The organism is Staphylococcus sp. GDH8C109P (assembly GCF_017893405.1).
Taxonomy (GTDB): Bacteria; Bacillota; Bacilli; order Staphylococcales; family Staphylococcaceae; genus Staphylococcus; species Staphylococcus cohnii.
Genome location: NZ_JAESMX010000009.1, coordinates 422,610 through 448,010, shown reverse-complemented (window position 1 = coordinate 448,010; position 25,401 = coordinate 422,610). Strand labels below are relative to the sequence as shown.

Sequence of the window (25,401 nt, the reverse complement as noted above, 5' to 3'; positions counted from 1 at the left end):
ATCTTAAAATGATAATAAATATGTTAGTAATTTATTTGAATAAGGTGATTTAATATAATTATTTTGTCTTAAACTATCTTAAATTACTATTAAGGAGAGATTTTATGTTAACGAATGAAGAAATCAAAATAATTAAAGAAACAGTGCCACTTCTAAAAGACGAGGGACAAAATATTACTTCTATTTTTTATAAAAGGTTATTTGAAGAGCATCCAGAATTGAAAAATGTATTTAACCAAACGAACCAGAAAAAAGGTTTATAATCTTCAGCACTAGCTATGGCTGTCTTAGCTGCAGCTGATAATATTGATGATTTATCTCCAATTGTTCCGGTTATCATGCCAGTGGTCTACAAACATTGTGCGTTACAAGTTCAACCTGAGCATTATCCGATTGTAGGTGAAAATTTAATTTGGGCGATTCAAGAAGTAACTGGATTGACTGATGATAGTGAAATTATTCAAACATGGATTAAAGCTTATCAAGCAATCGCAGACGCATTTATTGGCTTAGAAAAAGAAGTTTATAGCCAAATGGCTTGGGAAGGATTTAAACCGTTTGAAGTCACTGATATTCAAAAAGAAACAGAAATCATTAAATCATTTACGATTCAATCAGAGGATATTGATTTAAGTCAATTCACACCAGGTCAGTATATTACTGTAAATATTTCAAATAAGAAATTACCTTATCAGGCTAAAAGACATTATTCCATTGTAGATGGAAATCGTGATTATTTAACATTTGGTGTAAGAAAAGATTTTACAGAAGAACATGAAGGTGAAGTTTCAACGATTTTACATGACGAAGTTAAAATTGGAGATACATTAGAGTTATCTGCACCAGTAGGTGGTTTTGGTTTAGTAAATAAAGATAAAAAACAATTATTCTTAGGTTCTGGCGTAGGTGTAACACCACTTGTTTCAATGTATAGAGAAGCTGTTGAAGCTAATTTATCTGCTACATTTATTCAGGTAACTTCAGATAGTGATAATATTGCTTTTGAAGATACAATTAAATCAATTAACGCAAAATCAGAGAAAAGTATATTTCATGCTCATTTACGTGATGAGGATGGTTATATAGAAAAAAAGATTTAGAGGCATATCTTGATGATGAAACAGAAATTTATATTTGTGGTGGAAGTTCATTCTTAAATTCAATGATGTTAAATTTACAAGCACTTGAAATTCCAGAAGAACGTATTCATTTTGAAACATTTGTTCCAAGATTAAGTTTTTCTGTATAAAAATATAATATTTTTTGAAAATCATATTTGATGATGATTAGAAAAGATTATAAAAAATGTATGCAAAAAACGTCAATTTCTAATGGAATTGACGTTTTTTTACTATGTTTAGTAATTTTAAAATTCTACTTATTTTAAGTAGCTGAGTTACTAAATGTTCACTACTTTTAGTGTAAATGTATTCGTTTCACATGGAACAATTTTATTAATATTAGATTAATCATTAATAAATTAGAATTTTCTAAAATTTCATTGACTAAACATGAGTGGAATGCTAGGATTAATACAACTCAAATACATATGATTGACTCTTATTTAGAGAGGCGAAGGGACGTGCCCGATGAAGCCCAGCAACCATCGTTTAACGAAATGGTGCTAATTCACAGAAAGTAACAATGATTACTTTCGAAGATAAGAGAAGGTGCATACTTTCTCTTTATTTTATTAAGAGAAAGTATTTTTTTACATAATGAGTGAATTTTATTTTTAGATAAAGTTAAGGAGAGATGTTATGAAAAAGGTCATTAGTTTAACTGTTTTAGTATGTTTTGCTGTAATACTTGTAGCTTGTGGTTCGTCCAAAGATAAAGAGAATAAAAAGATTACAATTGCTACATCACCAGCACCTCATGGTGAAGTTCTAAAACATGCGAAAGAGGAAATGAAGAAAAAAGGTTATGATTTAGAAATTAAAGTTGTTAATGATTATAAAGTACCCAATAAACTCTTAGATAAAGGTGACGTGGACGCAAACTTCTTTCAACATGTGCCTTATTTAAAGGCTGAAAGAGAAGACCATAATTATAATATTGAAGAAGTAGGGAAAGTATTTACGACACCAATGGGTGTATACAGTAAAAAATATAAAGATATCAAAGACATCCCGAATGGTTCTACAATTTATGTTTCTAATAATCCAGCTGAAGAAGGACGTTTCTTATCATTTTTCGTAGATAAAGGGTTAATAAAAATTAAAAAAGGTGTCAAAATTGAAGATGCCAAATTTGAAGATATTGTAGAAAACAAAAAGAATCTCAAGTTTAACAATAAACAAGGGGCAGAATTTTTACCTAAAACCTATAAAAGTAAAGAAGGCGCAGCTGTAATCATGAATTCTAATTACGCGATTGATAATGGTTTAACGCCACACAAAGACGCTATTGCAATAGAAGGTAAATCATCACCATTTGCCAATATTGTTGCAGTTCAAAAAGGTCATAAAGATGATAAAAAATATCAAACATTACTAAAAGTTTTACAATCTGAAGATATGAAAAAGTTTATTAAAAAAGAATATAATGAAGATGTTATACCTTATGAAAAATAAAAACATTGATTTATGAATATAAGTTTTAACAAACAGAGGAGGTATGGTTAGACATGTCTAAGTTAGGAATTGTTGGACTTGGTAGAGTAGGCAGTCAAGTATTGACAGACGTTCAGTATTTGAATTTATTTTCAGAAATTGTATTGATTGATAGCAAAGAAGAAATTGCAAGTGGTGAAGCGCTTGATCATAATCATTCACAAGGACTGTTTAATATCAGTCATGTGAGAATTAAAGCAGGCGCGTACCAAGATTTAGCTGACGCAGATTTTATAGTTATTGCCGCAAGTATACAAACAGATAAAAACGATGGCGACCGAACATTATTGGCACAAGATAACCATGACATTATAAAAAATGTGATGAAGCAAATTGCTGAAGTTACGCAAGAAGCAATTATTATTTTAATTTCTAATCCAGTAGATTCGATGGTATATTTTGCCAATCAAGTCAATTATCCATCGCATAAAATAATTGGGACGGGTACAGCATTAGAAAGTTCAAGATTCAAAACTATTGTCGCTCAGCATTACCAAATTGATCCTAAAAATGTTGAAGCCTTTGTTATTGGTGAACATGGTCAGTATGCAGTGCCTGTATGGAGCAAAGTACGTATTCACGGTATGGAATTATCAGAGTATGAAGCTTTAAGTCAAGCGCCAGCGATTGATAAGGCACATATAACGTCTATTATAAATGAAGTTTCAATGGATGTTTTTTATCAAAAAGGGTGGACCAATGCAGCTATTTCCAAGGTGACGACTGCTTTGATACAAGCGATTGCTTTAAACCAGCGTACAATTATGCCATTAACATCAATCAGTCAGGAATATGGGCTAGATGATGGGGCGTATAGTTTACCAACATTAGTTGACCAATATGGCATTGTCCAAAGGTATCCTATAGCATTGGATGAGCAGGAAGAACAACAGCTAATTGAAGCATATCAATATATCAGACAAACAATTAATATAGCACAAAAATAATTTCCTTTAGTATAGAGATAGAAACATAAGTATCTCGTAGCAAATAAAAAATGGCAATTTCNNNNGAAATTGCCATTTTTTATTTGGTATTCATATTTTTGTTTTATTGGGTTAGTATTATTTTAATATTTAATAACATTCAGACGCTATCCAATTTTCAAACTTATGAGCGTTCAAAACCAATAATTAGTAATTGTGCAAACAAGTTTTAAACACAGATTTTAGGTGTTCATATACAAAACATATTAAATATTGATTTTTGTTAAATATGATCATTAAATGTAATCGAAATGATTTATACATCATTTTATCAAAGGTATCTTAGTGTGACTTCTTGCTTTAATGTGAGGGTATGGCTACAATGTATTTAAATATTAATATTGAATTTAATAAAAATTCAAACGATTAGAAAGCGCGGTGCAATCATGTTGGTAAGACATGCTAAACTCATTAGGTTATTGCTAAATAACAGTAATCATTATCTAAGCGCAGATGAAATAGCAAGTTATTTAAATGTTTCAAATAGAACAGTGAGAAATGATATTAAATACATTAATAACGAAATTATAAATCATTTGATTACAAGTGTTAAAGGTAAAGGGTATAAACTCAATGGTGACCATTATGATGAGGATGAATTAGAGACATTGGTACATTCGTTTTTAACGAAAGAAAATGAAAAATTAATGAAACTCGGTTACGAATTATTAATGTATCAAAAACCAAATACAATTGATCAAATAGAATCAGAATATGTGATAACAAAAACGGAAGCTTATGATTATATAAATAGAATAAAAGCTTGGTGTGCGTCTTTTGATATTGATGTTGATGTCATTAAGAAAAAAGGTATTACCATAATAGGTAATGAAATGAATATCAGAAATGCGATATTACATTTAAATCAATTATCTAATAATGAAAAGACAGTAGAAGCTTTTATACTTAATGAAATACCTCAAGCGCACATTAAATCTATCTGTTATATTATTAAAAACAGATTAGAACAACATCATCTGTTTACTTCTGATATGCTTATTCAACAATTACTTATTCATTTGATTATTATTATAAAAAGGAAAAAAACAAGCGAAGATTCATGGGTGGTAAATAAAGAGGCAGAAGAAATAGCAATGCAATGTATAGAGGATATCAATCATAAATTAGCTTATGGTTTATCTAAAGATACTGCTAAGTTATTTTCTTTTTTTATTAGCTATTATTTTAATAAATATGATTTGGGAATAGAAACACTCTTTGTCGAAAGCTATGTAGCACGCATGATTAAGCACATGGAAAAAATAGTTGGTATCAATTTTACCCAAGACAATATTTTACGCGAAAATATTCAAGCACACTTTAGTAGAGCGTATTTGCGTATTGCTAAAAATGTATATATCAATAATCCATTAACTGATGAGATTAAAAAATATTATCCTTTTGTTTTTAATGCATTGTATGAAACTGTAAAATACCTAGAGAAAGATTCAAATCTAAACTTAGTAGAAGATGAGATTGCCTTTTTAGCATTACATTTTCAATCGTCCATTGACCGTAATAAAAAAGATGAAATTAATATTGTGATAACTTGTTATTATGGTTTAGGAATATCTAATTTGTTGGAAGTTAAAATTGCGAATTTAGATGATCATATAAATATTGTTGATACTTTAAAATTAGAGCGGATGTCTCATTACAACTTTTCAAATATTGATATGCTGATTACTACGCATCCCATTAATACCAAGGATTTACCAGATACATTACACGTGATAGAGGTATCCCCTTTGCTTTCAGATAATGACATAAAACAAATTAAATCATTTATTAATAGTAAAAGAAATCCTGTGCTAAAACAGGATGAAATATCTGCAATTCAATTTGATGTTCAAAAGATGACAGATGACGTAACTGTAACCCATATTTTTGAAAAAGCACAATCGCTTTTAATGAAACAACATGCCATTACGGAAAGTTATATGAAGAGTGCATTGGAACGTGAAAAATATGCTTCAACATATATAGGGAATGGCATTAGTATGCCACATGGTGACCCTGAAAAGGTGTTGCGTTCACAGGTCATTATATTTAAATGCCCTCATGGGTTACTATGGAAACAAAATAAAGTTAAATTAGTATTCTTTTTAGCAATTGCTAATTCTGAAATTTCAGCAATGAAGAAAATAATACATGTGATCGCTGATTTAAATGAGTATGATGTCGATTATCTTATGACTATGGAAACGCAGCATCTAAAACAATATATTATAAATTTAATCAAAGAATAATTGCCACTAGCAACGGCAATTATTCTTTTTATCTATTTTAGAAAGCGTTTACAATTGAATATGAGGAGGATGAAATGATGAAAATATTAGCGATTACATCGTGCCCAAATGGTATAGCGCATACTTATATGGCACAAGAAAAGTTAGAACAAGCAGCTCAAGAAATGGGCGTAGATATAAAAGTAGAAACTCAAGGTGGCGTTGGGGCAGAAAATGTTATAACATCAAAAGAAATTAGGGAAGCGGATGGCATTATCATTGCAGCAGATAGACAAGTAGATTTGTCACGTTTTGATGGGAAATTAATCATAAATGAAAGCGTTCGTGAAGGTATTCATAAACCGAAAGAATTAATTCAACGTATTATTGATAAAGATGGACATATTCATCATGATCGTAACGGGGATACGAATCAAAAAGATGATGAACAAGAGCAAAAAAGCGGGATGCAAATGGTCTATCAACATTTAATGAATGGTGTATCATTTATGGTACCTTTCATTGTAGTTGGTGGTTTATTGATGGCCATTGCCTTAACTTTAGGTGGTGAAGCTTCATCAAAAGGTTTAGTTATACCAGATGATTCTTTTTGGAAATCTATTGAAAATATTGGTTCTCTAGCATTTAGTTTTATGGTTCCAATATTAGCTGGCTATATCGCAGTTAGCATTGCAGACAAACCTGGTTTAGTACCTGGTATGATCGGTGGTGCAATCGCAGCAGACGGTAGCTTTTATGGCAGTGATGCAGGCGCTGGCTTTTTAGGTGGTATTGTTGCAGGATTTATTGCAGGCTATATTGCAAAATGGATAAAGAATGTTAAGGTACCTAAAGCGATGGCACCTATTATGCCAATTATTATTATTCCAATCATCTCTTCATTGATTGTAGGATTAATTTTTATATTCTTGATTGGCGCACCAATTGCGAGCATTTTCGAAGGTTTAACAACTTGGTTAAAGAGTATGCAAGGGACAAATATTGTTATTTTAGCATTAATTGTTGGTGCAATGATTGCTTTTGATATGGGTGGCCCAGTAAATAAAGTAGCATTTTTATTTGGTTCAGCATTAATCGCAGAAGGTAACTATGCTGTTATGGGAATGGTTGCAGTTGCGGTATGTACGCCCCCTATTGGTTTAGGATTGGCTACATTTATTAATAAGCGTAAGTTTAACAAAGGTGAAATTGAAATGGGTAAAGCATCATTTACTATGGGATTGTTCGGCATTACGGAAGGTGCTATACCATTTGCCGCACAAGATCCGTTAAGAATTATACCATCTAATATGATTGGTGCGATGGTAGCTGCTGTAATTGCTGCAATTGGCGGTGTAGGTGACAGAGTTGCGCACGGTGGTCCAATTGTTGCAGTGCTGGGCGGTATTGATCAAATATTGTGGTTCTTTATAGCAGTAATCATTGGTAGTATCGTTACAATGAGTGTTGTTTTAATCTTAAGAAGACAAACACCATCACTTGCAGTTGATACGAACAATATTGAAATTGGCATGGATCAATCAGAAAATAAAGATGAAACAGCAAAAAATAGTGCATCTAAGACGGATAATCAAACATTAGAAGAACAAAGTGTATTTAGTGAAAAAGTCATTCATATTTCAGAACAAACTTTATCCAGGGATGAAGCGATAGATCAATTAATAGAAAATTTAAATGAACAAGGTTATATTATAGACCAATCACAATTAAAATCTGATGTCTTAAAAAGAGAGATGGAATCAACAACAGCTATTGGAATGAACGTAGCCATCCCTCATGCAAAATCAGATGCGGTTAAAACACCAATTGTTGCAGTTATGAATAATAAGCAAGGCGTGAAATGGGATAGTTTAGATGGAACATTACCTCAATTGATATTTTTAATTACTGTACCAAGTGATAGCAGTGACACACATCTTAAATTATTACAAAGATTATCAAGAACTTTGATGGATGATGAGACCAGACAAAATTTAATAAATGCAACAAATAGTAAACAGATTTATAATATATTAAAAGATATTTAAGTGGAGGTATCATACAATGCCATTATTTTTAAAACCTGTATTTCAAGAACGTATATGGGGTGGGACAGCTCTAAAAAGATTTAATTATCATATTCCAAGTGCGTATACAGGAGAATGTTGGGCAATTTCGGCGCATCCAAATGGTACAAATATAATAGAAAATGGAAGGCATCAAGGTAAGACGTTAGAAGAAGTTTGGAATGAGGATAAAGCACTTTTTGGTGTCACAGGGAATGCTAAATTTCCATTGTTAACTAAAATTTTAGATGCAAATGATAAATTATCAGTACAAGTTCATCCAGATAATACCTATGCCCAAAAATATGAAGGTGAATACGGTAAAACAGAGTGTTGGTATATATTAGACGCACAAGAAGATGCTGAAATTATTTACGGTGTTAACGCTAAAAATCAAACTGAACTAAATGATATGATAGACCAACAACAATTTGATGAGTTATTTCATAAAGTTAAAGTGAAAGCCGGAGATTTTTTCTATGTGCCTGCAGGTACAGTACATGCTATCGGTGAAGGTATTTTAATACTAGAAACACAACAATCTTCTGATACAACATACAGAATTTATGATTATGAGCGTACAGACAACAATGGGAACCAACGTGAGTTACACTTAGAACAAAGTAAAGCAGTGATCAACCTTGCTGCTACTTCACCTAATACAACACCCAAACAAGAAATAGTACAAGGTCAAACATATACGCAATTTGTTTCAAATGATTTCTTCACGGTTGAACGTTGGATGATCGATGGTGTGTTAAATTATGAAAAATCAAGCACGTATTGTCTTGTATCCATTGTTGAAGGTAATGGTAATGTAGAAACGAATGATGAAGTGTATAAACTACAAAAAGGAACACATTTTATATTAACGACAGAAGATCATGATATAGCATTTAATGGTAATATGACAATAATCATAAGTTATGTATAATGTTTAAGAGGTGAGATGAATTGATTTGTGCCAAAGCAAATTAATTTAATCTACACCTCTTTTATCTATAATCGAAGCAATAATATGAGTGATGGAGTGTATGGATATGTTGAAAATATGTGCAGATATAGGTGGTACGAAAACCATTGTAGGGCTTATAGACCAAGATTTATCAGTGATAGATAGTCAAAAATTCGAGACAGATGTCAATCATCCAGAGGTAGAATTTACAAGAATTATTAATATAGCGAATGAATTTAGCAAAAAATATAATGATATAGCACAAAGCACGTTAAACATTGCGATGCCAGGACCTTGTGATTATACAGAAGGACTGTTTTTGAATCCGCCTAATCTACAAAAATATATTGGTTTTAACGCTGGTGATTACATAAAGCAGCATAGTGCATTTCAACCACGTTTCGTAAATGATACTGATGCAGCAATATTAGCGGAATATCAATATTTAAAAACAGATGCAGAAGATGTCATATACTTAACAATTAGCACAGGTATAGGCATGGCATATATAAGAAATGGTCAACTCGTTACAGGCGTCGATGGTAATTTTGGAGAAATTGGTCATACTATTATTAAAAATAATAGCGATTATCAATGTCCAGTGTGCCATCAGTTTGGATGTGTTGAAAATGAACTGTCAGGCTTAGCAATCAGTCGTAAAGCGAGCGATATTTTACAAAGAACAGTAAGTACTAGAGAAGCAATCGACATCTATATGAATAAAGAAAATGAAAATATCAATAATATGATGGATGAAGTAGTGTTACTAACACAACAACTGTGTACGAATTTATTTAATATATTTAATGTATATCATATAATTCTTGGTGGTGGTGTTACACAAAGTGCATTACCGTATAAAGAAAACATTGAAGCATATGCACAAAGCCATCATTTAATCCAAAATAAACCATTTCATATTAAAGTAAGTGATTTGGCATCAAATGTGCTAACTGGTCTTTATTATGTAAATAAACAATAAAAAAGTTTGCTGATTTATAAAAATAGCGAGTACCTGAAGTGATTAAATGGAAGTTTCAGATGCTCGCTATTTTTTGGTGACTAAAATGATGAAGTGGATTTATAGTCTGTTGCGCTTAATTAAAATATATTTTCGTATGTTTAATGTTTTAGATAATTGATCAGAAAGCAATAGCCCTAATGCAATAGAACCTGCAATTAAAATCGCTCGTATAAAGGTATTGGTAGCATCTGTGAAATTTAAAGTAACCAATTGCTGTGTCGCTCTAAAAGCGATACTCCCTGGGACAAGTGGAATGATGCCAGGAATCATAAAAAGTACAACGGGCGCTTTGAAAATACGACTCATGATATGTGCAAGTAAACCTAAAGTTAAGCTGCCAAGCAAACTGGAATATATACTATCCATTTCAAAGGATTGTTCTAAAATGTAGCTGACAAAATAGCCCATTGAACCTGCAAATCCAGCTGGAAAAAATAATTTTTTAGGGGCATCGTATATCACATTAAAAAAGTATGATGCGCTAAAGCTACATAAAAAAGTAAATAAAATTGTCATCATGTGACCTCCTAAAAAATTAAGTAAGCAATCGCAATACCTGAACCAATTGCAAAGGCAATAACGAGTGCTTCTAAAAATTTTGCTGTGAACATTAACATATGCCTACTAAACAAGTCTTGTATCGCAGTCGTTATCAGTACACCAGGTACAATTGGCATAACGGATGCAATCATAGCTGGCCCAAAAGATTTATTGACTTGAAACAATTCTGATCCAAATATAACGATAGCACCTAAAATAAATGAACCTACAAACTCAGGTATAAACATAGTTAGTGATTTACTTTGCATATACTCAACGATTAAAAACCCTATGGCACCAGCAATAATCGTAGTAATTGCATCAGACCAAGTACCGCCTTGTAAGTATAAAAAACTTAACGAAATAATACCTGCAGCAATTACTTTTTTCCATAATGGAATACTTAAATTGGATCTATCAATATTTTTCAACGCTTCAAAAGCTTCTTCTATAGAAAGCTGATTTCCTGTGAGTTTACGTGAAATGTTGTTTACTTGAAATATTTTAAGTAAATTTGTACTGTTTTTATCAATGCGTAAAATTCGAGTATCATGCTCTTCACTCAATGAAAAATTGATAAATACATTAATGACATACCCTTGACTATTATAATAGCCCATACAAATGGCTATTCGTCTCATTGTATCTTCAACACGAGAAACTTCTGCGCCAGATGATAATAAAATTTTACCAGCAAGCAGTATCACATTCATCGTTACTTTATCTTTGTAGTTATCCAAAAGCGTACCTCCGACTTGATAAATAATTATCATTATTATCCCAATATTAATATGTAATTTCAAAGAGAATTTATTAAATTTACAGAAGTTAAAACAATATGTATAGCTAAAGTTAGTCTTCGGGTTGTCTGAGGTTACCCTTGCGAGGTGTCTAAAAGGTGGATGTTTAGCAAATTGAGGTACAAAGATTTATAGGAGTTAAGTAAGTGAAGTATGTACATAAAAACATATTGAATTTGTATGCTCATACAAATAGAAATTATGCTGTTGAAGAAAACCAACTGTCTCAACTTCTTTAAACATTTAATTGGCAATTAAAGCCCCACTGCTCATGTTATTTGAGTTAATGGGACTTTGCATAAGCTTTAGTTCAAATGAATATTCACTAATCTACCTTATTAACGGAGTCGACATAATCGTTTTAAATGATTTAGATTTCTGTTTCCTGCACTAAAAGCAATGTATTTATTTTTATAATACTTGTAATCCCTGATCAAGATCTGTAATGATATCTTCAATGTTTTCAGTACCAATCGATAATCTTACTAATTCTGGTAAAACTCCAGATGCTTTTTGTTCTTCAGGTGACAGTTGTAAATGAGTCGTACTAGCAGGATGAATAACTAACGATTTTGAATCGCCTACGTTTGCTAAATGTGAGAATAAAGTTAAAGATTCAACAAATTTTGCAATATCTTCAACTGAACCATCTACACCAAAAGTTAAAATTGCACCTTGGCCATTAGGTAAATATTTTCCGGCTAAATCATGATATGCATTACTTTCTAAGCCGGGATAATTCACCCAGGAAATTTTAGGATGTTTCTCTAGATATTGGGCAACTTTAAGTGCATTTTCTGAATGACGTTCTAAACGAAGATGTAATGTTTCTAAACCAATTAAAAATTCATGTACATTAAATGGTGACACAGCAGAACCAAGATCGCGTAATAATTGCACGCGTGCTTTTGTAATATAAGCAGCTTCACCTACATCATTTGCGTATGAAACGCCATGATAACTTGGATCTGGTTCGACTAAACCAGGGAATTTTCCATTATTCCAATTAAATTTACCACTATCGACAATGATACCACCGATGGAAGTACCATGTCCGCCTATAAATTTTGTAGCTGAGTGTATTACAATATCAGCACCATATTCAAATGGACGCAATAAATAAGGAGTTGGGAAAGTATTATCAACAATTAAAGGTATCTCATGTTCATGCGCAATATGAGCAACCTTTTCAATATCCAAGACATCTATTCTTGGGTTACCAATCGTTTCGGCATAAACTGCTTTGGTTTTATCAGTTAAGGCTGCTTTGAAATTTTCGGGATCACTTGGATCAACAAAGTGTACTTTAATACCTAGTTTTTTGAAAGTGACATTAAATAAGTTATAGGTACCACCATAAAGGTTTGAAGATGCTACTATTTCATCGCCACTTTCAACAATATTTAACAAAGCTAAGTGAATCGCAGCTTGTCCAGAAGATGTGGCTAAGGCACCCACACCACCTTCAAGCGCAGCAAGGCGTTCTTCAAAAACATTTTGTGTAGGATTCATAATTCTGGTATATATGTTTCCAGGTTCCTCTAAAGAAAAAAGTTTTCTTGCATGTTCAGTATCATCGAATACGTAACTTGAGGTCTGATAAATTGGTACTGCTCGTGATTTTGAGAATTCATCTACTACTTGACCGGCATGGATTGATAAAGTATCTAAATGCCAATTATTTTGAGACATACATTGTCCCTCCTATATATATTTGAATTTTCTGATAATTAACACTATACAAGAGCAATTTTTTATTTTCAAGTATTCTTACTAAAAAAGTAAGAATTAAGTTTACAGTTATAGCAATAATGTATGCCCACTAGTGTTAACAAATAACAAAATTAGTGGGGAAGTTTATAAACAAAGTCTTTTTTTCTTGTTTACAATCATTATTTCCTAGGCAATTTCATCCATATATTAGTAATGTTGATGATGTGTATATTGATCGTGTGTGTCATTCATACTTTCATGAGTTAAAATTTCAGCGTTTTGTTGTTGAAGTTGACTGTAATCTCCATCCGGTAGTTTGCTTTCTAGAACTTCGACTTTAGGATAAATGAATAGGGGGATGAAACCAATTAAACCGTAAATAATGAATGTATACATAAAATTGAACATATCAATGAATAAACCTGCTAATGAAGACCCAATAACTTGTCCAATAGCTAACATTAAAAAGGGAATGCCGATGTCTAAAGAGGCATTTTTAACAAATATTTTAATTCCCCAAACTAAAAGCACACCAGTTAAGAATATATAGCTTAAGCCAAATAATGAAGCTGATATAAATGGTATGATCCAAATTTTTGGCGTGAAAGCAAGGGCAATTGTTGCGAGGGCAAGTGCAATAACACCTAAATTAAATGCATAACGAAGCCCCCCGTTTGTCAATAATTGCACCAGATATACCACGAAACCCATATTCATAAAATAATCGTTCAGCAGTTGATAATATATCTTGTCGCTTTTGTGACAATCGTCTCACACTTTCTAAATAGAATGACCGTTCTACTTGGAATTAACAGTTAAATAGCAAAATGTCAAAAAGCTATAAAAATAATATGATTTTACATTTAGTATATCAAAGTGTAATATAACAATAAAGTGAGTGTTCACTCACTATTAGTGAGGTGTAAAGATGATTGAAGTGAATAATTTAAGTAAATCTTTTGGTGATAAACAAGTATTAAAAGATATAAATGTTGCTTTTGAAAAAGGTGAAATCGTCGGTTTAATTGGTCCATCTGGAACTGGTAAAACAACATTAATTCAATGTATGTTAGGTATGGAGCGTATTGATGTAGGTTGGGTAACGATAGATGACGTTGAAATGCCCAATAGAAAAATTTTAGGTGATATTGGATATATGGCTCAAAGTGATGCACTTTATACTGACTTGACGGGGAGAGAAAACTTAGAATTTTTTGGCAGTATATACATAAAAAAAAGAAAAGACATCAAGAAACGTGTGGAAATATGTAGTAATATGGTGAAACTTCAAGAGGCATTAGATAAAAAGGTATCGACATATTCTGGAGGCATGAAACGCAGGTTGTCATTGGCTATTAGTTTTTTACAAGATCCTAAAATATTAATACTAGATGAACCTACCGTTGGTATTGATCCTAAACTTAGACAAGCGGTATGGAAAGATTTGGATGCGGCAAAATTAGAAGGGAAAAGTATTCTTGTCACAACACATGTGTTAGATGAAGCTACACGCTGTGACAGACTATTACTTATGAACCATGGTGAAATTATTGCAATGGGCTCACCGCAAGATATTAAAACCCAGTATCAATCTGAATCAATTGAAGAAGTGTTTTTGAAAATGGAGGACTAAATATGAATGCATTTTATATTACTAAACGAATTTTCAAACAAACAATCAGAGACATACGTACGTTGATGTTATTGCTAGTAGCACCGTTGTTAATATTAACGCTACTGTATTATATATTTACAGTTTCAGACAACTCAAATGGTGTGAAGGTAGGTGTTCATGATATTCCTGAATCACTGAAACAAGAATTACAATCACAAGACATCACGATTGAAAATTTTAAAAATCATAACAATATAGATGACAAGATAAAAGAAGATAATTTGACTGGGTTTATACACATGCAAAATCATGAGTTAGAAGTCACTTTTGCTAATGATAATCCTACAGATAAGGGAGTCATGGCTTCTACAAACCAAAAGTGGTTAACCAATCATAATATGAGTCAAATGAAAGAAAATACAAAATCATTAAAAAAAGCATTAGAGCAAGTTCAATCGCAAATACCTGACAATGCTAATACAGGTCAAAGTATGACCGAGAATCGTGAACCGATAAAAATTAATACACATTATTTATATGGGGATAAAGATGCTACATATTTTGATACGATTAATCCAATTTTAATAGGATTTTTCGTCTTCTTCTTCACATTTTTAATTTCTGGCATCGGTTTATTAAAAGAGAGAACCTCAGGAACGCTAGAACGATTATTATCTTCTCCTATTAAGAGAAGCCATATTATTTATGGCTATATTATGGGATATGGTATTTTTAGTGTTATTCAAACGTTTGTAGTAGTTATTTATGCCATATATGTATTAAATATAGCTGTTGAGGGGTCGATTTGGTTAGTTCTAGCTACAACAGTATTAACAGCACTCGTAGCTTTAACGTTTGGCATACTGTTGTCTACTTTTGCATCTTCAGAATTTCAAATGATTCAATTTATACCACTTGTAATCGTACCGCAAGTATTATTTGCAGGTTTAATACCAATATCATCGATGAATATAGGCTTACAATACTTTGCACATTTGATGCCATTATTTTATACCGGACAAGCTATGCAAGATGTAATGATAAAAGGATTTGGTGTGCAGGATATTTATATCAACTTGGGTGTATTATTTGGTATTTTTGTAGTATTACTAATATTGAATATTTTAGGAATGAAGCGTTATAGAAAAGTTTAAATATAGGTGGTATCATACATGAATCGGAATATTAAAGATATCGTGGAAGAAATTGTACCTAAATTAGAGCATTTAACTGAAAAGCAACGTTTAGTGATTGAAAGTGCCCTTATACTTTTTAGTGAAAAAGGTTATAAACAAACAAGTACAAGTGATATTGCTAAGCGGGCAGGTGTTGCTGAAGGTACAGTATATAAACAGTTTAAAAATAAAGAATCATTACTCTATGCAGGCCTGGTGCCAATTATAAAAGATAACATAGTGCCTACTGTAGCAGAGGAGTTCTTAAGTGAATTGAATCGCGCAAGCAACTTGGAATCATTTATAAATACATTTGTAGACAATCGTTCTAAATTTATTTATGAAAATAGAATGCTGTTAAAAGTATTCTTTAATGAAGCGATGACAAGTAAAACATTTCAGTCGGTGTTATTAGAAGTATTTAATAAGCGTTTAGTCTCTCATTTGAAACCAATGATCAATAAGATGATAAGTTGCAATGAAATGCGGCATGTTGAAGCGGAGTTTTTTGTACGTAGTTTAATTGCTCAAACGATCAATTTAAATATTGGTTATTTAATTGATTTGAATTATAAACATGACGATGTGTATGAAAACCATTTATTATTTACAAAGGAAAGTCTTTACTACATGTTTACAGCAAAATAACAAAAAGGGTTATTTAAAATAATGAAAGTAGAACAGAAATGAAAGTTGGATTTCCGTTCTACTTTTATTATTTTCTATTTTCTAGGTATGCCAATAACATGACCTAGTTGCGATGGCGCGTTAAACGGCTTTTGCATATTAAAAGCTGCTTGTATTTTCTCTAGAATAGGCTGTGGGAATGCCATGCTACGACGTGTAACTTTACTAACGCCTATCATGATCACTTCATATGTAGCAATACGCTCATCATTATCGTTGTACATTGTCAGGAATAAATGTACTCTTTTCGCATCATAATCGTAAATATGTACTTTAACGTAAAAGTCATCTTCTAATACGAGTTCTTTTAAAAAGGAAATATGTGCTTCCAAACTAAAAATAGTAATTTCATGTGTTTGTCGATAAGAAACATATAAGTCGACTGATTCGAAAAATCCAACGACGACATCACTGAAAATGGAATAATATTGTGCATCATGCATATGGTTATTGTTATCTATCCAAGATGGTTGCACGGTGTTTTTATAAATGTATTCCTCTGCCACAAAATCACTCCTAAAGTATAAATTTAATAGTAGCCTATATTATTGTAACAACATTAAACATTTTAAGTTAGTAATTTGATTGAAACTATACATAATTCAATATTACTTATTGAAAATGTGGAATTGATAAACGAATTCAAGTAAGTTATCATAAAAATGTAAACGCTTGCATTTCGAATGTTTTGAGTTTATATCTTTATTTATAGATTTAAAATAAAAGGTACAGAAATTTTGAATTCAAACAAATTTCAGTATCGTACTAAGGTTTGGATGGTAAGGATAAAAGGGTACAGGATTAGGGTCCTGTGAAAATAGTATGTTAAATTCACAAACATATTTGAAAGTTGCGCATCCTTTGCCAATATCAAAGATGCATGCGAGTGAAGTGATATTATAGGCGTTTGCGAATGCTTATAAATGAAATTCAATGTAACTTTAGCGAAGGGGATTTATATGAAAAGGATATTTTTAATAGGTAGTGCATTCATCGGTATTATCGTGGGTGCAGGTTTTGCTTCAGGGCAAGAAATACTACAGTATTTTACTAGCTTTGGAACGGTGGGCATACTCGCGGGTATTGTTTCTACCGTGTTATTTGCTTATGTAGGTATGATGCTAGTATGGTTAGGCAGTATATTTAAAGCTGAAGGGCATAATGACGTGATACATAAATTGACTGGTGGTACAATGTTTGGCAAAGTCATTGCTTGGTTAGTAGACATTGTGCTCATTATTGCATTATTTGGATTTGGTGTCGTTATGCTTGCAGGTGGAGGTTCAAATTTTGAACAACAATTTGGCATACCTGCTGTGTACGGTACTGCACTTATGGTTATATTAGTACTCGTATTTGGTATGTTACGTGTGGATAACGTTGTTAAAGTAATCGGTAATATTACACCTTTATTGATTATCTGTATTGTTATTGTTGCTATATATTGTTTGTTTACGATGTCAGGTTCGTTTAGCGAATTAGATACATTGGCTAAAAGTCATACATCTGCTGTTCCTCATTGGTTTATCGCAGGTGTGAATTATGTTTCGCTTAATGTAGGATTAGGTGCATCAATGTCAATTGTTATGGGAGGTAATGAGAAAAATAGTAAAGTTGCTGCATGGGGTGGTTTAGCCGGTGGTATTGTCTTAGGGTTAATGATTATGATTAGCCATTTGGCAATTTTTTCTAAGATTGAAACAGTTGGCCACTTACCGTTACCAATGTTGGGACTAGTCAATGATATTTCACCTATTTTAGGCGTGTTTATGTCAATTGTTATTTATTTAATGATTTTTAATACATGTTTAGGTATGTTTTATTCATTAGCTACACGTTTTACTGAAATTGAGACGAAACAATTTAAAATATTTTATACGATATTTACTTTAATTGGTTTTGCAATTAGTTTTGCAGGTTTTACAGATTTAATGACATTTTTCTATCCGGTAATAGGTTATATGGGCATCATTATTATAATCGTATTAATTTATGCACCATTTAAGGTGAGAAGAATAAAAAAACAAGGTAAATCATTACAAGATTTGTAAAACATCATTTAGCAATAACTATATATTTTTTGTAGCGTAAATATTAAGATAAAATGTACGGATAAGAAATAATAACTATTGAAATCCGAAAGGAGCCAATCGCATGGTTTATGTGGCATTAATCGTATTAATTATAGCGATTATATTACTGATTTATTCTATTGCACTGCTAATGGGGAAAGATGGGTCATTATTTAGCTTATTTACGCATGAAGAAAAATCATTAAAAAAAGGGCAAAAGTTAGCGATTTATATTGCGACAATTTTATTGTTAGTCATTAGTATCGTATGGTTGCTAAATATTATTTAAAGTAAATGGTATGAAAGTTGTTATAATATTATAAGTTCTTTCAGACTGCCAACAAAGTCTCCGACTTTGTTGGCAGTTTTTTTGTGCACGCTTTCCGCGGGCACTGCCTTAGCCTGTAGTCTTCGGCTAGTGCGCTTACCGCAGGAGTCGGTCTAAATAACTGCCAATATTATACGAAGAACATTATATATATAAATTAAATAGTGCCGGTAATGGTCTGAAAGACCACTGCTATTTGAAAAAACAACTATATAAATAAAAATAAACAAACCCTACGCATTAATTTGCACAGGGTTTGTCTAAGTTCTTTTTATTGAGTATAAATTGTATGTTTCATGCTCATTGAGGTTGGAATTGCTATTTCATAATATACGACATGATTAAGGTTAATATTTTCTTAAGAAATTGACTTCTCTGTCAAAGATATGCTGTGCAACGTACGTTTGAACAGCATTTAAAATGCGCTCGATAATTTGTGTTTTATTTGATAAGATTCGAATGCTGAAACCATGCGTTGGTAATTGCGTAATACCAAAACGACAATTATATAGTTTATGATAATGCTTGATGTAATCATAAACGTCATCTATAAAAGTTTGATTGACTTCAGGATGTATGAAATAGCATGAACCTAAATGTGTATAGTCTTCCATATATCCTAGGCCATCAACTTTATTTTTAGTTGGATCAAGTAACAAATTATCAAATGTTACGAGTTCATTTTCAACATAAATTTCATTAAGCAGATGCATATACGTATATGTGAAGGCTTTATCTTCTTTTGAATAACCGGGTGTCAGTATATCTGTATAGAATAGTGAACCGCTAGCACTCAAATTAAACGTATTATGTTGGAAAAACTTAGCGTTTTCAAAGGCAATAATAGGATCGCCGACATATTCAATATAAGCATTGTCTTTAATTTTAAAACTTTGATATTGTTCGACATGATCATTTAATGTTTTATAGATTTTTGTCGCACCTTGTGAAGTTAAAGTCACATTTGCATTTTCTTCTGCTGTGAAATCCATTTTGTAACGGTCACCATCTAAATAACCACCACCTACATTTACAATATAAAATGTAGGTATATCTGAGCCGTTTAAGTAGACTGGGCGTATGACTTTTAATGCCTTCTCAAAAAAGATATCACGCGCAACAGATTTTCTACCATTATTAAAAACAGTTAAATCTAATACGCCAGTCCATTTTTGCTGTGCATTTGCCATTAAGCTAAACCTTTAAGAAAGACATCCTGATCTATCCATTCGATAACCTTATCTAAGCCTTCATCTGTTTTAAGATTAGTAAATGCAAATGGTCTTTTGCCTCGGAATGTTTCAGTATCTTCAGCCATACGTTCTAATGAAGCGCCGACATACGGAGCCAAATCAGTCTTGTTAATTACAAAGAAATCAGATTTAATCATGCCTTGTCCGCCTTTGCGAGGGATTTTTTCCCCTTGAGCAACGTCGATAATATATATAGAAAAATCGACTAACTCTGGACTGAAAGTCGCAGCAAGGTTGTCGCCACCAGATTCGATAAAGATTAAATCGATATCTTCATTGCGTTCTTTTAATTCATCGATAGCAGCAAAGTTCATTGAAGCATCTTCACGAATTGCTGTATGTGGGCAGCCACCTGTTTCAACACCGATAATGCGATCTGCAGGTAACACGCCTGAATTAACTAAAATCTTTTCATCTTCTTTTGTATAAATATCGTTGGTAATGACACCTATGCTAAATTCTTTAGATAATTGTTTCACTAATTTTTCAATAAGTTGTGTTTTCCCTGCACCTACAGGGCCACCGACACCTATTTTAACTGTCTCTGTCATTGAAAATGCCCTCCTAAGATATGAATATTCTTACATTTACGTTCTCATGTTCCATCTGGTTGATTTCTAATCCGGGTGCAGTGATACCTAATTGTGACTCTTCTAATGTCATAATATGATTTCTTGTTTCTTTCATAAAGGGAATCATTTCATGGACGATTCTTTGACCAGCAGTTTGTCCTAAAGGAATCGCACGAACTGCGTTTTGTGTTAAACTCGATACATTTTGATATAAATAGTAATCGATAATCATTTCAATATCGACACCTAAATAATGACCAAGCATAGTAAAACAAATCGCCAGATGCAATTTTGCTTTTTTATTTTTGTTTTGCGTTTGATACCACTTTATCCATTCACTATCGTAAAGCTCTGCTGCTAGTTTGACCATACGATTACCCATTTGTTTTGAACCTTGTCTGGTTTCTTTAGGCAAGTTTTGTACAAAAAGTATGCGATCTAAATACAATATTTTTTCAGTGTTATGATGATTTAGTGCATCGTAGACTAAGCGCATCGTTAAGCCGTCAGCAAATGAAAGTTGTTCATTTAAGAATAATTCAAGCCATTGTTTAAAAGATGCTTCATCATGGACAATATCTCTTTGGATATATGTTTCAAGACCGAATGAGTGACTGAAAGCGCCAGTCGGAAATTGAGAATCACAGAATTGGAATAAGCGTAAATGTGCGTGATCAATCATGTGAATGACCTATATGTCTAAATGCTTGGTTTACTTTTCTATCTTCGTGGCTGTAGGGTATGCCTAAGTCTTTCAATAAATCTTCTACGAGATAGTCATATTGTACAAGCATCTCTGTTTCTGTGAATTGTGCTTGCAAGTGTCGATTGCCCAACTGATGAGCAATGTCACCCATTTCTTGTAATGTACGTGGCTTGATAACTAATAAATCTTCTGAATTGACGTCTACAATAATCATATTTGTATCGTCTTGATATAGAATATCACCATATTGTAAATCGATTGGCTGTTTTAAACGAATGCCAATTTCATTACCATGATCTGTTGTAACACGTTGGATACGTTTCACTAAGTCAGAATTTTCAAGATAAACTTTTTCAACATGTTTGTTTTTTTCATTTTGCGCAAGATTTGCAATATTACCTTTAATTTCTTCGATGATCATACTTTATCCTCCTAGAATAAGAAATAACGTTGCGTTAGTGGTAACTCAGTAGCTGGTTCACTTGTTATTTTCTCACCATCGACAAATACTTCATAAGTTTGCGGGTCTACATCTAGTTTAGGTGTAGCGCTATTATTTTTCATATCTGCTTTAGTTAAATTACGAATATTTTTAACTGGTCTTAATTTACGTTTTAAGCCTAAACTTCTGCCAATATCATTTTCATAAGCAGTGGATGAAACAAAAGTGATAGCAGTACTTTGCATATTACCACCTAATTGTCCATACATATTACGATACTTGAGTGGTTCAGAAATTGGAATAGAGCCGTTAGCATCACCGTTGATCGCTGTACTGATCATGCCACCTTTAAGCACTATCTCAGGCTTAACGCCAAAGAACGCTGGGTCCCACATTACAATGTCTGCAAGTTTACCTTCATCAATAGATCCAACATATTCTGAAATACCATGTGTGATTGCAGGATTGATTGTGTACTTCGCAATATAACGTTTGATACGGTTATTATCGTTATATTCACCGTCTCCTTCAAGTGCACCACGTTGTTCTTTCATACGATGAGCCACTTGCCATGTACGTGTGATTACCTCACCAACACGACCCATAGCTTGGGAGTCGGAACTTACCATACTAAATACCCCTAAATCTTGTAATACGTCTTCTGCAGCAATTGTTTCTTTACGAATACGAGAGTCAGCAAAAGCAACATCTTCAGGGATAGAAGCGTTAAGGTGATGTGTGATCATAACCATATCTAAATGTTCATCTATTGTATTGTGTGTGTATGGCAAAGTAGGGTTAGTGGATGATGGCAAAATGTTTGAGTAAGACGCTGACTTAATTAAGTCGGGTGCGTGCCCGCCACCAGCACCTTCAGTATGGTACATGTGTAATACACGGTCTTTAACTGCTGCCATTGTTTCTTCCATAAATCCAGCTTCGTTTAAAGTATCTGCGTGTAAGGCAACTTGAATATCGTAGTCATCTGCGACTTGTAAAGCGTGATCTAAAGCAGATGGTGTTGCACCCCAGTCTTCATGGACTTTAAGACCAATGACACCTGCATGAATTTGTTCGACGAGGGCAGTGTGGTTAACAGCTTGTCCTTTCCCAGTAAAACCAATGTTTAATGGAATTTGTTCTGCTGCTTCCAACATGCGATGAATATACCAAGGTCCAGGCGTAACAGTTGTTGCTTTTGAGCCTTCAGAAGCTCCAGTACCACCACCGATTAATGTAGTTGTGCCACTTTCTAATGCAACGAGTGATTGCTCTGGGTTGATAAAGTGGACATGTGTATCAATGGCACCAGCAGTTATAATTTTACCTTCTGCAGCAATGACATCAGTCGTTGCACCAATAACGATATCGACATTATCCATAATGTCTGGGTTACCCGCTTTACCAATTTTCATAATATAGCCATTTTTTACACCAATATCTGCTTTGATTACTTTGTCATAATCAAGGATTAGCGCATTAGTAATAACTAAATCTGCAACTTTTTTGTCGTCTCTTGTTACGTTAGGGTTTTGAGCCATACCGTCTCGGATGGATTTACCGCCACCGAAAGTAGCTTCGTCACCATATGTAGCGAAATCTTTTTCGACTTTAGCGAATAGGTTTGTATCACCGAGTCTTACTGAATCACCAATTGTTGGTCCATAAAGACTCGTGTATTGAGATTGCGTCATTTTGAAACTCATCTTTTATACCCACTTTCTTTATTAGCATTATCTTCTGATAAATTGGACTCATCGATAATTTCTGATTCTTTAGTGTAATCATCTGGTTTAAATACACGTGTGTCGTCTATAGGACCATTTATTTTCCGTGGAAACCAAAAATATTACGATTTCCTTTATATTCTACTAATTGAATTTTTTTTTTCATCACCTGGTTCAAAACGAACTGCAGCACCTGCGGGTATATCTAAACGTTTGCCATAAGCGTGTTCACGATTAAAATCTAATGCAGGATTCACTTCGAAAAAGTGAAAGTGAGAGCCAACTTGTATAGGCCGATCGCCTGTGTTTTTTACAGTGATGACTGTGGCATGAAGCCCTTTGTTAACATCGATTTCTGTACGTTTAACAATAATTTCACCTGGTTTCATCATGTATCCTCCTTTAGACTATCGGATGATGGACAGTAATTAATTTTGTACCATCAGGGAATGTTGCTTCAATTTCTAAATCAGTTAACATATCTGCAACACCTTCCATGACATCATCTGCGCTTAATATTTGTTTTCCATAACTCATAAGTTCTGCTACTGATTTCCCATCGCGCGCCCCTTCTAACAATTCAAAACTGATGATAGCGGCTGCTTCAGGATAGTTTAATTTTAATCCTCTTTGTTGACGTCTACGTGCTAAATCGGATGCAATGACTAACATTAACTTATCTTGCTCACGTTGTGTAAAATGCACGTTGTTCACTCCTTTTCCAAACTGTTAAAACCAACACTAATGTGTACGTGTCTACATTTTAATAATAAAGGGTTGCTAGGCTAACTACAAGAATTACACATTAAGGAAAAGTGTGGAAATAGCGAATTTAGTAAAATTTGAAAGGCTTTTAATTATAGGTTGTATGATATAAGATGAATAACGTAAATTTTATAGAAATCAGGTGACATTGTGAATGCGATTCAAATATTATTAAAAAATATCGCACAGGTTTTATTGTTGAACAATGCATGGACAGGTTTATTTATCTTAATAGGTCTATTTATAGGTAGTTGGAAAGTCGGTTTAATGGCCCTCATCGCTAGTTTAACATCACTATTATTAGCTAAATATACAAATTACTCGGACGAAGAGATTAATAGTGGTTTAGCAGGTTTTAATCCAGTATTGACAGCAATTGCATTAACGTTATTTTTAGTACCTGAATGGTATAGCTTATTGATAGTCATCGTTGCAATAATTATAACGATGCCGTTAGGATCTGCATTTAGAGAGTTTTTCAAACCTTTTGGTGTACCTATGTTAACGATGCCATATGTATTTGTAAGCTGGGTTGTTTTATTAATGTCTTTTCAATTCAAGTTTGTAAATGCAGATGTAAAAATATTGCCTAATACAGTCAAAGAAATTACATATTCCGGACATCATATCGATTTTATTAGTGCCTTTTTATCAGGTTTTAGTGAAGTGTTTTTATTAAAAAGTGTTTTAGCAGGTATTTTCATTTTGATTGGGATATTTATTGCTTCAAGAAAAGCAGGACTTTACGCTATGATTGCTAACGTCATTGGCTTTGCAGCTGTTACAGTGCTCGGTGCAAATCATGATCAGATTAATGATGGTTTATTTGGTTATAATGTCATTCTTACAGTTTTAGCGTTAGGTGTGGCATTTAAAACTAGAATTCCGCGATATATGAGTATTGTGCTTGGTGTCTTACTCACGGTAGTTATACACGCAGGCATGATTACATTGCTAACACCATTTGGCTTACCTGTCTTTACCTTACCGTTTATTATTGCTACATGGATTATGTTATTCGCAGGAAATAGTATGCGTGTACAAAAATAAGTAACCTCTGAAGCATGAAGTTTAATTAAATGTACAAACTAAGTATAATAAAAGAGGGTGTGCTTTGTGGATAGATTATTAT

The 25,401-nt window shown here is 32.8% G+C and carries 23 protein-coding genes, 2 pseudogenes and 1 riboswitch; of the genes and pseudogenes, 13 read left to right on the top strand and 12 right to left on the bottom strand.

Going from position 1 to position 25,401, the window contains the following annotated elements:
• Positions 1-104 precede the first annotated feature (104 nt).
• The 7 genes and pseudogenes from KA867_RS03985 to KA867_RS03955 all read left to right on the top strand — a co-directional run bounded on the left by KA867_RS03985 (position 105) and on the right by KA867_RS03955 (position 9,832).
• A pseudogene (locus KA867_RS03985) lies at positions 105-1,249 on the top strand (globin domain-containing protein).
• Between the two features lie 308 nt (positions 1,250-1,557).
• Positions 1,558-1,667: riboswitch (SAM riboswitch) on the top strand.
• Positions 1,668-1,760: 93 nt separating this feature from the next.
• Positions 1,761-2,576 (top strand): MetQ/NlpA family ABC transporter substrate-binding protein, encoded by an 816-nt coding sequence (locus KA867_RS03980; protein ID WP_107385717.1) that lies wholly within the window; start codon positions 1,761-1,763, stop codon positions 2,574-2,576.
• A gap of 53 nt (positions 2,577-2,629) precedes the next feature.
• Positions 2,630-3,562, top strand: a complete 933-nt coding sequence (locus KA867_RS03975) for a lactate/malate family dehydrogenase (protein ID WP_210137079.1) — start codon at positions 2,630-2,632, stop codon at positions 3,560-3,562.
• A gap of 425 nt (positions 3,563-3,987) precedes the next feature.
• A complete protein-coding gene (locus KA867_RS03970; RefSeq protein ID WP_210137078.1) occupies positions 3,988-5,850 on the top strand; it encodes a BglG family transcription antiterminator in 1,863 nt (620 codons plus the stop codon).
• 77 nt (positions 5,851-5,927) lie between these two features.
• Entirely contained in the window at positions 5,928-7,877 is a 1,950-nt protein-coding gene (locus KA867_RS03965) for a PTS fructose transporter subunit IIABC (protein WP_210137176.1), read from the top strand.
• A 16-nt stretch (positions 7,878-7,893) separates the two neighbouring features.
• On the top strand, positions 7,894-8,829 hold the full coding sequence (gene manA, locus KA867_RS03960) for a mannose-6-phosphate isomerase, class I (protein ID WP_119517834.1): 936 nt from the start codon (positions 7,894-7,896) through the stop codon (positions 8,827-8,829).
• Between the two features lie 106 nt (positions 8,830-8,935).
• Complete coding sequence (locus KA867_RS03955; protein ID WP_210137077.1) at positions 8,936-9,832, top strand: ROK family protein; 897 nt, start codon at positions 8,936-8,938, stop codon at positions 9,830-9,832.
• 99 nt (positions 9,833-9,931) lie between these two features.
• On the opposite strand, the gene KA867_RS03950 is transcribed toward KA867_RS03955, so the two are convergent.
• The 4 genes from KA867_RS03950 to KA867_RS03935 form a co-directional block, all read right to left on the bottom strand.
• Complete coding sequence (locus KA867_RS03950; protein ID WP_046206676.1) at positions 9,932-10,390, bottom strand: threonine/serine exporter family protein; 459 nt, start codon at positions 10,388-10,390, stop codon at positions 9,932-9,934.
• Positions 10,391-10,401: 11 nt separating this feature from the next.
• The gene (locus KA867_RS03945; protein ID WP_107383552.1) at positions 10,402-11,154 is read right to left on the bottom strand and encodes a threonine/serine exporter family protein; all 753 of its coding nucleotides are present in this window, start codon (positions 11,152-11,154) and stop codon (positions 10,402-10,404) included.
• 471 nt (positions 11,155-11,625) lie between these two features.
• Positions 11,626-12,906: a homocysteine synthase gene (locus tag KA867_RS03940; RefSeq protein ID WP_210137076.1), complete on the bottom strand. Its 1,281-nt coding sequence runs from the start codon at positions 12,904-12,906 to the stop codon at positions 11,626-11,628.
• A gap of 228 nt (positions 12,907-13,134) precedes the next feature.
• Complete coding sequence (locus tag KA867_RS03935) at positions 13,135-13,644, bottom strand: hypothetical protein (protein ID WP_245355905.1); 510 nt, start codon at positions 13,642-13,644, stop codon at positions 13,135-13,137.
• A gap of 211 nt (positions 13,645-13,855) precedes the next feature.
• On the opposite strand from KA867_RS03935, the gene KA867_RS03930 reads away from it, so the two are divergent.
• Genes KA867_RS03930 through KA867_RS03920 form a run of 3 tightly spaced genes read left to right on the top strand, consistent with a single transcriptional unit; the run spans position 13,856 to position 16,365 of the window.
• Positions 13,856-14,560, top strand: a complete 705-nt coding sequence (locus KA867_RS03930) for an ABC transporter ATP-binding protein (protein WP_210137075.1) — start codon at positions 13,856-13,858, stop codon at positions 14,558-14,560.
• 2 nt (positions 14,561-14,562) lie between these two features.
• Complete coding sequence (locus KA867_RS03925) at positions 14,563-15,696, top strand: ABC transporter permease (RefSeq protein WP_181187330.1); 1,134 nt, start codon at positions 14,563-14,565, stop codon at positions 15,694-15,696.
• A gap of 18 nt (positions 15,697-15,714) precedes the next feature.
• A complete protein-coding gene (locus KA867_RS03920) occupies positions 15,715-16,365 on the top strand; it encodes a TetR/AcrR family transcriptional regulator (RefSeq protein ID WP_210137074.1) in 651 nt (216 codons plus the stop codon).
• Positions 16,366-16,439: 74 nt separating this feature from the next.
• Here KA867_RS03920 and KA867_RS03915 read toward each other — a convergent pair whose 3' ends face one another.
• On the bottom strand, positions 16,440-16,910 hold the full coding sequence (locus KA867_RS03915) for a thioesterase family protein (protein WP_107385728.1): 471 nt from the start codon (positions 16,908-16,910) through the stop codon (positions 16,440-16,442).
• Positions 16,911-17,363: 453 nt separating this feature from the next.
• Between KA867_RS03915 and KA867_RS03910 the strand changes: the two genes are divergently transcribed.
• Together KA867_RS03910 and KA867_RS03905 are read left to right on the top strand one after the other, a co-directional pair.
• Positions 17,364-18,455 carry a YkvI family membrane protein gene (locus KA867_RS03910; protein WP_019469949.1) on the top strand — a complete coding sequence of 364 codons (1,092 nt, stop codon included), beginning with the start codon at positions 17,364-17,366 and terminating at the stop codon, positions 18,453-18,455.
• A 103-nt stretch (positions 18,456-18,558) separates the two neighbouring features.
• Positions 18,559-18,765, top strand: a complete 207-nt coding sequence (locus tag KA867_RS03905; protein WP_019469950.1) for a hypothetical protein — start codon at positions 18,559-18,561, stop codon at positions 18,763-18,765.
• 386 nt (positions 18,766-19,151) lie between these two features.
• Here KA867_RS03905 and KA867_RS03900 read toward each other — a convergent pair whose 3' ends face one another.
• From KA867_RS03900 to KA867_RS03870, 7 genes and pseudogenes are all read right to left on the bottom strand, one after another.
• Positions 19,152-19,994, bottom strand: a complete 843-nt coding sequence (locus KA867_RS03900) for an urease accessory protein UreD (protein WP_107383557.1) — start codon at positions 19,992-19,994, stop codon at positions 19,152-19,154.
• Positions 19,994-20,608: an urease accessory protein UreG gene (gene ureG / locus KA867_RS03895; RefSeq protein WP_107385730.1), complete on the bottom strand. Its 615-nt coding sequence runs from the start codon at positions 20,606-20,608 to the stop codon at positions 19,994-19,996. Before ureG ends, KA867_RS03900 begins: the two co-directional genes overlap by 1 nt.
• A gap of 13 nt (positions 20,609-20,621) precedes the next feature.
• Positions 20,622-21,311, bottom strand: coding sequence for an urease accessory protein UreF (locus tag KA867_RS03890; protein ID WP_210137073.1), 690 nt, complete (start codon positions 21,309-21,311; stop codon positions 20,622-20,624).
• Complete coding sequence (ureE, locus tag KA867_RS03885) at positions 21,304-21,756, bottom strand: urease accessory protein UreE (RefSeq protein ID WP_210137072.1); 453 nt, start codon at positions 21,754-21,756, stop codon at positions 21,304-21,306. Before ureE ends, KA867_RS03890 begins: the two co-directional genes overlap by 8 nt.
• Before the next feature lie 11 nt (positions 21,757-21,767).
• Positions 21,768-23,483, bottom strand: a complete 1,716-nt coding sequence (gene ureC, locus KA867_RS03880) for an urease subunit alpha (protein ID WP_119535418.1) — start codon at positions 23,481-23,483, stop codon at positions 21,768-21,770.
• Positions 23,480-23,893, bottom strand: a pseudogene (locus tag KA867_RS03875) (urease subunit beta). Before KA867_RS03875 ends, ureC begins: the two are co-directional and overlap by 4 nt.
• Positions 23,894-23,906: 13 nt before the next feature.
• Complete coding sequence (locus tag KA867_RS03870) at positions 23,907-24,209, bottom strand: urease subunit gamma (RefSeq protein WP_019469957.1); 303 nt, start codon at positions 24,207-24,209, stop codon at positions 23,907-23,909.
• 210 nt (positions 24,210-24,419) lie between these two features.
• Between KA867_RS03870 and yut the strand changes: the two genes are divergently transcribed.
• Positions 24,420-25,319: an urea transporter gene (gene yut, locus KA867_RS03865; RefSeq protein ID WP_210137071.1), complete on the top strand. Its 900-nt coding sequence runs from the start codon at positions 24,420-24,422 to the stop codon at positions 25,317-25,319.
• Positions 25,320-25,401: the final 82 nt, after the last annotated feature.